Below are 7956 nucleotides of genomic sequence, written 5' to 3' on the forward strand. Positions count from 1 at the left end.
TTTAAAAATTTAAAGTTACTAAATAAATATCAAATTATGAGCCAAATTTAAAAAATGACAGTTTGACATTTAATTATACGTAAAAAATGAAAAATGTTACAAAAAAACTCAAACTTTTATGTTTGAGTTTTTAATATTGGCACATTGGCTTATTGACACATTCTATGTTATCCCACTAAATTAATAATCTTTCCTGGAACAATAATCACTTTATTTGGCGTTCTGCCTTGTAGTTGTGCTTGTGTACGTTCGTCTGCCATTACAATTTCTTCAATTTGTGCAGCAGTTAAATCCAAAGGCAATTTAATCGTAAAACGCATTTTTCCATTGAATGAAACCGGATATTCTTTTTCAGATTCTACCAAATATTTTTCTTCAAATTTTGGAAAAAGTTGTGTTGAAATCCCTTCGTAATCTTTCAATTCTTCAATTTTTAAATCTTTCAATCCCAACCATAATTCTTCAGCAATATGAGGTGCATATGGCGAAACTAAAATAGCTAAAGGCTCTAATATAGCACGATGATTGCATTTTAATTGTTGCAATTCGTTGACGCAAATCATAAATTGAGAAACCGATGTGTTAAATGAGAAATTCTCAATGTCTTCGGTTACTTTTTTAATGGTTTTATGTAACGATTTATACATTTCTGCAGTTGGTTCATCGTTTACAATAACCGAATCCTTATCATCAAAATACAAACGCCATAATTTTTTCAAGAAACCAGAAACACCAGTAATTCCAGCCGTATTCCAAGGTTTAGATTGTTCTAAAGGCCCTAAAAACATTTCGTACAAACGTAAGGTATCGGCACCATATTCATTACAAATATCATCTGGTGAAACTACATTATACTTTGATTTCGACATTTTTTCTACTTCTTGATCAACAATAAAATTCTCAATATTTAAAATTTCAGAATTTCCAAAAAAAGAATTATACATATCCCATTTTTTGAATTTATCAATAATCAATTCGCCTTTAATGTCAACACAATCTACGGGAATATTATATGGTTTTGACTCACTATGGTCAATTGTAATATCATTTTTATTATTTAGAAAATAATCTTTATTTTCCAAATTTGAAAGACTAAGTAAGTGTTTTAAAAAATTATCAAAATTATTTTCTATTGAATTTCTTGTAAACAATATTGCCTTATTCAATTCAATAGTTATGTTTTCAAAACTATTTGAATCACTTTCTAATGTCACAATATCTAATTTTCTAATTATCGCACTCATCCCCAAAATCATCCCCTGATTAATCAATTTCTTGAAAGGTTCTTCCGTTGGTGCGTAACCTCTGTCTTTTAAGAATTTATTCCAAAAACGAGCATACAATAAATGTCCGGTGGCGTGTTCGCTTCCTCCAATGTATAAATCTACGCTTTCCCAATATTTTAAGGCGTCTTCGCTCGCAAATTCGTTTTCATTTTGTGCATCCATATAGCGCATCCAGTACCAAGAAGAACCTGCCCAACCCGGCATCGTGTTCAATTCTAAAGGAAAAATATTCACGTTATCAATCAACTGATTACTAACCACTGAACACTGAACACTATCCCACGCCCAAACTGTTGCGTTTCCTAAAGGTGGTTGCCCGTCTTCGGTAGGTAAGTACTTTTCTACTTCTGGTAATACAATTGGCAAGTGTTTTTTGTCAATCATTTGTGGTAAACCATTCACATAATATACCGGGAAAGGTTCACCCCAATAACGTTGGCGAGAGAAAACAGCATCGCGTAAACGGTAATTTACTTTGGCATTTCCTGCGCCTATTTCTTCTAAAGCTTCGATGGCTTTTTTCGTTCCGTTTTTATAATCTAATCCGTTTAAGAAATCAGAATTTACCAATTCGAATCCGCCTTTTTCACCGTAAGCGGCTTCTGAAATATCTTGGTTGAAAATATTTTTTATTTCGGGCATTCCGTGTGTTCCTTTGAAGAAATTCGCGAATGCATAATCACGCTCATCACCACAAGGGACTGCCATAACAGCACCTGTTCCATAACCCGCCAACACATAATCGCCAATCCAAACTGGAATGGGTTCTTTTGTGAAAGGATGTTCGGCATATGCACCTGTAAATACTCCTGAAATGGTTTTTACATCGGCCATTCTTTCTCTTTCTGAACGTTTTGCTGTTGCTTCTACATAAGCTTCCACCGCTGCTTTTTGTTCTGGAGTGGTAATTTGTGCTACCAATTCGTGTTCGGGTGCCAATGTCATAAAGGTAACTCCGAAAATCGTATCAGGTCTGGTCGTAAACACTTCAACTTGAAACTTGGAACCTGAAACTTGAAACTTAACTGTAGCTCCAACTGATTTTCCAATCCAATTTCGTTGTGATTCTTTGATAGATTCACTCCAATCGATATCGTTTAAACCTTGTAATAAGCGTTCCGCGTAAGCAGAAATTCGCATACTCCATTGAGTCATTTTCTTACGAACTACGGGATGTCCACCACGTTCTGAAACGCCGTTTACAATTTCGTCATTCGCTAAAACGGTTCCTAAAGCCGCGCACCAATTGACTTCGGTTTCCGCTAAATAGGTTAATCTATATTGTAATAAGATTTTTTGTTGTTGTTCCGATGAAAAAGCGTTCCATTCGGTTGCAGAAAACGAAGTGATGTTATCATCGCAAACGGCATTTACTTGCGTATTTCCGTTTTTCTCAAATTCCTGCATTAAGGTGCAAATACTTTCCGCTTTATCGGTTGTTTTATTGTACCAAGATTCAAATAATTGAATGAAAATCCATTGGGTATGCTTGTAATAGTCTGCATTTGAGGTACGAACTTCACGACTCCAATCAAACGAAAATCCAATTTTATCCAATTGATTTCTATATCCTTGAATAACATTTCCCGATTTATCGACACCACCTTCAATATTCATTCGAGTCGTATCTGCAGGATGTTGTCCTGTTTGAACCGCATATTGTTCAGCAGGTAACCCAAATGAATCGTACCCTTGCGGATGCAATACATTAAATCCTTGATGTCTTTTATAACGTGCTACAATATCTGAAGCAATATAACCTAACGGATGCCCCACGTGTAATCCAGCTCCAGAAGGATACGGAAACATATCTAATACATAGTATTTAGGTTTATCCGATTGATTAGACGCAGCAAAAGTTTGGTTTTTTGCCCAATATTGTTGCCATTTGGCTTCGATTTTTTCGTGGAAATATTTCATTTCTGTTTTCTATAGTCTGTTTTCTGATTTTTTATTATCGGATTTAACCGAAAAATAAGGTGCAAATTTACATTTTTATATACTAATGTTAAAACTTTGTTGTTATATTCTGTGTAAACAAAATTTCTTTACTATTTTTACAGCATAATTAGTAAACTTATGGCACAATCATTTGAGCAATATCAACGTAGAAGATTAATTTCTTCTTATTTTTCGGTAGTTTTTAGTATTTTTTTAGTGCTTTTTTTATTAGGAGCATTAGGTTTGTTTGTGATAAATTCTGAAAAAATTTCTAACGATTTTAAAGAAAACATTCCAATGAGTGTTTATTTTAAAGACGAAGCGAATGATACGATTCTAAATGCATTTGATACCGAATTGAAAAATTCAAAATTTATCAAATCGTACGATTTTGTAACCAAAGAAGAAGCTGCAAAAAACAATCCAGACATAGTTGGTAAGGATTTTATGGAGTTTTTAGGATTTAATCCGTTACAAAATTCTTTTGATATTCATTTAAAAAGTAATTATGTAACCAAAGAAGAAATTAAAAAAATTGAAAATAATTTTAAAAGAAATGGCAATATTTCTGACATTATTTACGATAAAGAATTGGTTGAATTAGTTAACGAAAATGTGTCTGAAATTAGTTTTTGGATTTTAATTATAAGTACAGTTTTAACTTTTGTAGCGATGTTGTTGATTAACGGTTCGATTCGTTTGTCGGTTTATTCACATCGATTTACCATAAAAACGATGCAAATGGTTGGCGCTACAAAAACATTTATCAGAAAACCTTTTATCAAAACAAGTATTTTATTAGGAATAATTGGAGCGGTTTTGGCCATTATTGGATTGGTTATTTTAGCGTTTTATATTGATGGTTTATTTCCAACTTTAGGAATTGCAAAAGATTACGCTTCTATTGGTATTGTGGCTTTTGGCGTATTGTTAATCGGTATTATTATTACTTGGTTGAGCACGTATTTTGCAACCACTCGTTTCTTAAATTTAAGAACAGACGATTTGTATTAGAAGCCTTAAGTAAAAAGTGACTTTGAGAATCTAAGTCGATGGTGACTTCGATAGCCTAGGTCGATGGTGACTTCGAGAACCTCAGTCACCATAAATTGAGGACTTAAAACAACATAAATATAAATTACAATGAAAGAAAACACAAAAAAGCCAGAATTTTTATTCAGTGCTACCAATTATAAAATATTAATTATCGGATTAGTGGTTATTGCTTTAGGATTCATTTTAATGAGTGGTGGTGCCAACGAAAATCCAAATGTATTTAATGAAGACGTATATAGCTTCAGAAGAATAAGATTAGCACCAACAGTTGTATTAATCGGATTCGGAATTACAATTTATTCGATTTTAGTGAAGAGTAAAAAGTAATTAGTAAATAGTTAAATTTATCTTACTAATCACTTTTTACTAATCACTAATCACTAAAAAAATGGATTTACTTCAAGCTATTATCATTGCCATTATTGAAGGCATTACAGAATATTTACCGGTTTCTTCTACAGGACATATGATTTTTGCCAGTTCTTATTTCGGAATTGAAAAAGAAGAATTTGTAAAATTATTTCAAGTTTCTATACAATTTGGTGCTATTTTGGCGGTGGTTGTATTGTATTGGAAAAAGTTTTTTGATTTTTCGAAGTTGCAATTCTTTATTAAATTGGCTTGTGCAGTTGTCCCTGCTTTAATTTTGGGAAAATTGTTTGATGATAAAATCGAAGCTGTTTTAGAACATCCTACACCTATTGCAATTGTATTAATTATTGGAGGAATAATTTTACTATTCGTAGATAGATTTTTCAAAAATCCTACCATTCATAAAGAAGAAGACATCACTATAAAGAAAGCAGTTACTATTGGTTTTTGGCAATGTTTAGCTATGATGCCAGGCACAAGTAGAAGTGCGGCAAGTATCATAGGAGGAATGCAACAAGGGCTAAGTCGACAAGCGGCAGCGGAATTTTCATTCTTTTTAGCCGTGCCAACAATGTTAGCGGTTACTTGTTATTCGGTATTTTTGAAAACCTACGATAAAAGTGGTTTAAAAGGTTTTGAGTTAATTCTGAAAACAGAAGACAATACTAAAATGTTTATAATTGGAAATTTAGTTGCGTTTGTGGTAGCAGTTTTAGCTATTAAATTTTTCATTGAAATCATTAAAAAATACGGATTTAAACCTTGGGGTTGGTACAGAATTATTGCTGGAATGCTATTGTTAGCTTACTTTAATTTTTACAAATAATGAAAGCAGAAGACTACCAAGAAGGACAAATTTTACTAATTGATAAACCACTAAAATGGTCGTCTTTTCAAGCCGTAAATAAATTAAAATTCGGATTAATTAAGGAATTAAAATTACCTAAAAAATTCAAAATTGGTCACGCCGGAACATTAGATCCATTAGCATCTGGTTTATTACTGATTTGTACCGGAAAATTCACAAAAAGAATTGAAGAATTACAAGGTCAAGCTAAAGAATATACCGGAACTTTTACGGTAGGAGCCACTACACCTTCATACGATTTAGAAACAGAAATTAACGCCACTTTTCCAACGGAACATATTACAGAAGCTTTAATTTACGAAACGTTACCGCAATTTATTGGTGAAATAGACCAAAAACCACCTGTTTTTTCAGCCATTAAAAAAGATGGAAAAAGGTTGTACGAATCGGCTCGTGCAGGCATTGAAGTGGAAATAAAAACCAGAAAAGTAATGGTTTCTGAATTTGAAATTACCAGAATTGCCTTACCCGAAATAGATTTTAGAATTGTTTGCAGCAAAGGAACGTACATTCGCTCCATTGCTTACGATTTTGGTTTGGCTTTGCATTCAGGAGGTCATTTAACCGCGCTTCGTAGAACAAAAATCGGTGATTATTCGGTGGAAAATGCTACGGAACCTGAAGCTTTTATTGAAGGATTAATATCTTAATTTTATGAAATTATTTAAGGCGATTGTTTTTTTATTTGTTTTTTGTCAATCATTTTCACAGAATAAACAATCTAATTTTTCAAACTTTACTCAATTTGAAATCACGGTTCCTTTTGGATTAAATGAACAAAAGGAATTAAATGAAATTAGATCTAAACCTTGGTACAAACCAAGTGGATTAGGTACAAAATTAGGTTATGGGTATATTTTTCATAATTGGATTGGAATTTCATCTCACTCTGGATTAGATTTGAATTGGGATTCAAAACTTATTTCGGTTCCAATTTATGCACAACTTTCCATTTCGCCTAAAATAGCAGATGAAACAAGATTAATCACACAATTTGGTTTTGGTCAAAGTTTTGTATTAGGTAGGGGTAATTTAGCAGGTAATTATTATAAAGCAAGAATAGGGTTTTTAAATAATGATGACTTTTCTTTGTTTATTGATAGTAGTTTTTATGGATTTAAATTTAATCAGCAATCTTTAAATACAATAAGTTTAGGTTTGAGTGTTTTTTCCTTTGATTAATCTTAACTTATCATCCCAACAATCTCCTTCATTGTAGAAGTTCCTTTATCTTCTAAATACCATTTTTGTAGTGCTATTTTTGCAGCTTCATCCACAATTCCGTGGTTTGCTTTATACTCGATAATTAGATTTTTTGCGCCTTCTGGTCGTGGTCCCCAATGATTTATTAAATGGAATGCTTCATCAAAAAGCAATAATTTCGGAATGGATTTAGCGCCATTGGTTAAAAATTGGTTCATCAAAGCATCATTTTCATCACGTAACACTATTTTTAAGCCAATGTTTTCAGAAGCATCTGCCATTAATTTGATAATTGGTAAAATCTGAGCCGCATCGCCACACCAACCTTCTGAAATGACTAACCAAGTTTGTTTAGATTTCAAATTTTGTAGCGCTTTTTCTACTTCTAAGTCTAATTTTAGTTTTTTTTCTAAACGATTCATTCGTACTTCATTCAATTCTGAATAATGTAATAAATTGGCACTTTGTTCGTTTCCGGTCGATTTTCCTTCGCTAATTAATTTCGAAACAAGCGTTCGATATTCAGTATAAGAATGACTATTTTGTAAAGCAGATTGGATAATAGATTTCATATCGGATGAATTGTTTTTACAAATTTAAAAATAAATAATGAGCAATTGTGTAATATAAGTTACACAGAATTGGAGTTTCTAAATTAAATTGTTTTTTTGATTGCAGATTATAATTATATTTGCAACACTAAAAACAACACCATGAGTTACAAAAGAATCCTTCTTAAATTAAGTGGAGAAGCCTTAATGGGCGAAAGACAGTACGGAATTGATCCGAAAACTTTAGCAGATTATGCTTTAGAAATCAAACAAATTCACGACCAAGGTGTAGAAATTGCTATTGTTATTGGCGGCGGAAATATTTTTAGAGGTGTAGCAGGTGCAAGTAACGGTATGGATAGAGTACAAGGGGATTATATGGGCATGTTAGCCACTGTAATTAACGGAATGGCATTACAAGGTGCATTAGAAGATGCAGGAATGCCAACACGTTTACAAACTGCATTAAAAATTGAAGCTATTGCAGAACCTTATATAAAAAGAAGAGCTACAAGACACCTTGAAAAAGGAAGAATTGTAATTTTTGGTGCCGGAACTGGAAATCCTTATTTTACAACAGATACAGCGGCCGTTTTAAGAGGAATTGAAGTAAATTGCGATGTTATTTTAAAAGGAACTCGCGTGGATGGTGTGTATACGGCAGATCCTGAAAAAGATC

At 32.6% G+C, this 7956-nt stretch carries 8 protein-coding genes; 6 read left to right on the forward strand and 2 right to left on the reverse strand.

What is annotated here, in order from left to right:
• Window positions 1-167: 167 nt before the first annotated feature.
• Window positions 168-3206: a class I tRNA ligase family protein gene (locus tag KA468_RS02645; protein ID WP_291241396.1), complete on the reverse strand. Its 3039-nt coding sequence runs from the start codon at window positions 3204-3206 to the stop codon at window positions 168-170.
• A 159-nt stretch (window positions 3207-3365) separates the two neighbouring features.
• Between KA468_RS02645 and KA468_RS02650 the strand changes: the two genes are divergently transcribed.
• The 5 genes from KA468_RS02650 (at window position 3366) to KA468_RS02670 (ending at window position 6705) form a co-directional block, all read left to right on the forward strand.
• Window positions 3366-4241, forward strand: a complete 876-nt coding sequence (locus tag KA468_RS02650) for a permease-like cell division protein FtsX (RefSeq protein ID WP_291241397.1) — start codon at window positions 3366-3368, stop codon at window positions 4239-4241.
• 129 nt (window positions 4242-4370) lie between these two features.
• Complete coding sequence (locus tag KA468_RS02655; protein ID WP_291241398.1) at window positions 4371-4610, forward strand: DUF3098 domain-containing protein; 240 nt, start codon at window positions 4371-4373, stop codon at window positions 4608-4610.
• A 61-nt stretch (window positions 4611-4671) separates the two neighbouring features.
• Complete coding sequence (locus tag KA468_RS02660; protein ID WP_291241399.1) at window positions 4672-5481, forward strand: undecaprenyl-diphosphate phosphatase; 810 nt, start codon at window positions 4672-4674, stop codon at window positions 5479-5481.
• Window positions 5481-6173, forward strand: a complete 693-nt coding sequence (gene truB, locus KA468_RS02665) for a tRNA pseudouridine(55) synthase TruB (protein ID WP_291241400.1) — start codon at window positions 5481-5483, stop codon at window positions 6171-6173. The genes KA468_RS02660 and truB overlap by 1 nt, the downstream gene beginning before the upstream one ends.
• 4 nt (window positions 6174-6177) lie before the next feature.
• Window positions 6178-6705: a hypothetical protein gene (locus KA468_RS02670; RefSeq protein ID WP_291241401.1), complete on the forward strand. Its 528-nt coding sequence runs from the start codon at window positions 6178-6180 to the stop codon at window positions 6703-6705.
• A gap of 2 nt (window positions 6706-6707) precedes the next feature.
• On the opposite strand, the gene KA468_RS02675 is transcribed toward KA468_RS02670, so the two are convergent.
• Complete coding sequence (locus KA468_RS02675; protein ID WP_291241402.1) at window positions 6708-7298, reverse strand: thioredoxin family protein; 591 nt, start codon at window positions 7296-7298, stop codon at window positions 6708-6710.
• 141 nt (window positions 7299-7439) lie between these two features.
• On the opposite strand from KA468_RS02675, the gene pyrH reads away from it, so the two are divergent.
• On the forward strand, window positions 7440-7956 hold a 517-nt coding region (gene pyrH, locus KA468_RS02680; protein WP_291241403.1), incomplete at its 3' end, for a UMP kinase.

The sequence above is a fragment of the Flavobacterium sp. genome (assembly GCF_017985075.1).
In the GTDB taxonomy this organism is placed as follows: domain Bacteria; phylum Bacteroidota; class Bacteroidia; order Flavobacteriales; family Flavobacteriaceae; genus Flavobacterium.

Bases quoted from the DNA above. Each gene is read 5' to 3' on its own strand.
- KA468_RS02670 (WP_291241401.1), top strand. From the start codon at position 6,178: ATGAAATTATTTAAGGCGATTGTTTTTTTATTTGTTTTTTGTCAATCA.
- KA468_RS02650 (WP_291241397.1), top strand. From the start codon at position 3,366: ATGGCACAATCATTTGAGCAATATCAACGTAGAAGATTAATTTCTTCT.
- KA468_RS02660 (WP_291241399.1), top strand. From the start codon at position 4,672: ATGGATTTACTTCAAGCTATTATCATTGCCATTATTGAAGGCATTACA.
- KA468_RS02655 (WP_291241398.1), top strand. From the start codon at position 4,371: ATGAAAGAAAACACAAAAAAGCCAGAATTTTTATTCAGTGCTACCAAT.
- KA468_RS02645 (WP_291241396.1), bottom strand. From the start codon at position 3,206: ATGAAATATTTCCACGAAAAAATCGAAGCCAAATGGCAACAATATTGG.
- truB (WP_291241400.1), top strand. From the start codon at position 5,481: ATGAAAGCAGAAGACTACCAAGAAGGACAAATTTTACTAATTGATAAA.
- KA468_RS02675 (WP_291241402.1), bottom strand. From the start codon at position 7,298: ATGAAATCTATTATCCAATCTGCTTTACAAAATAGTCATTCTTATACT.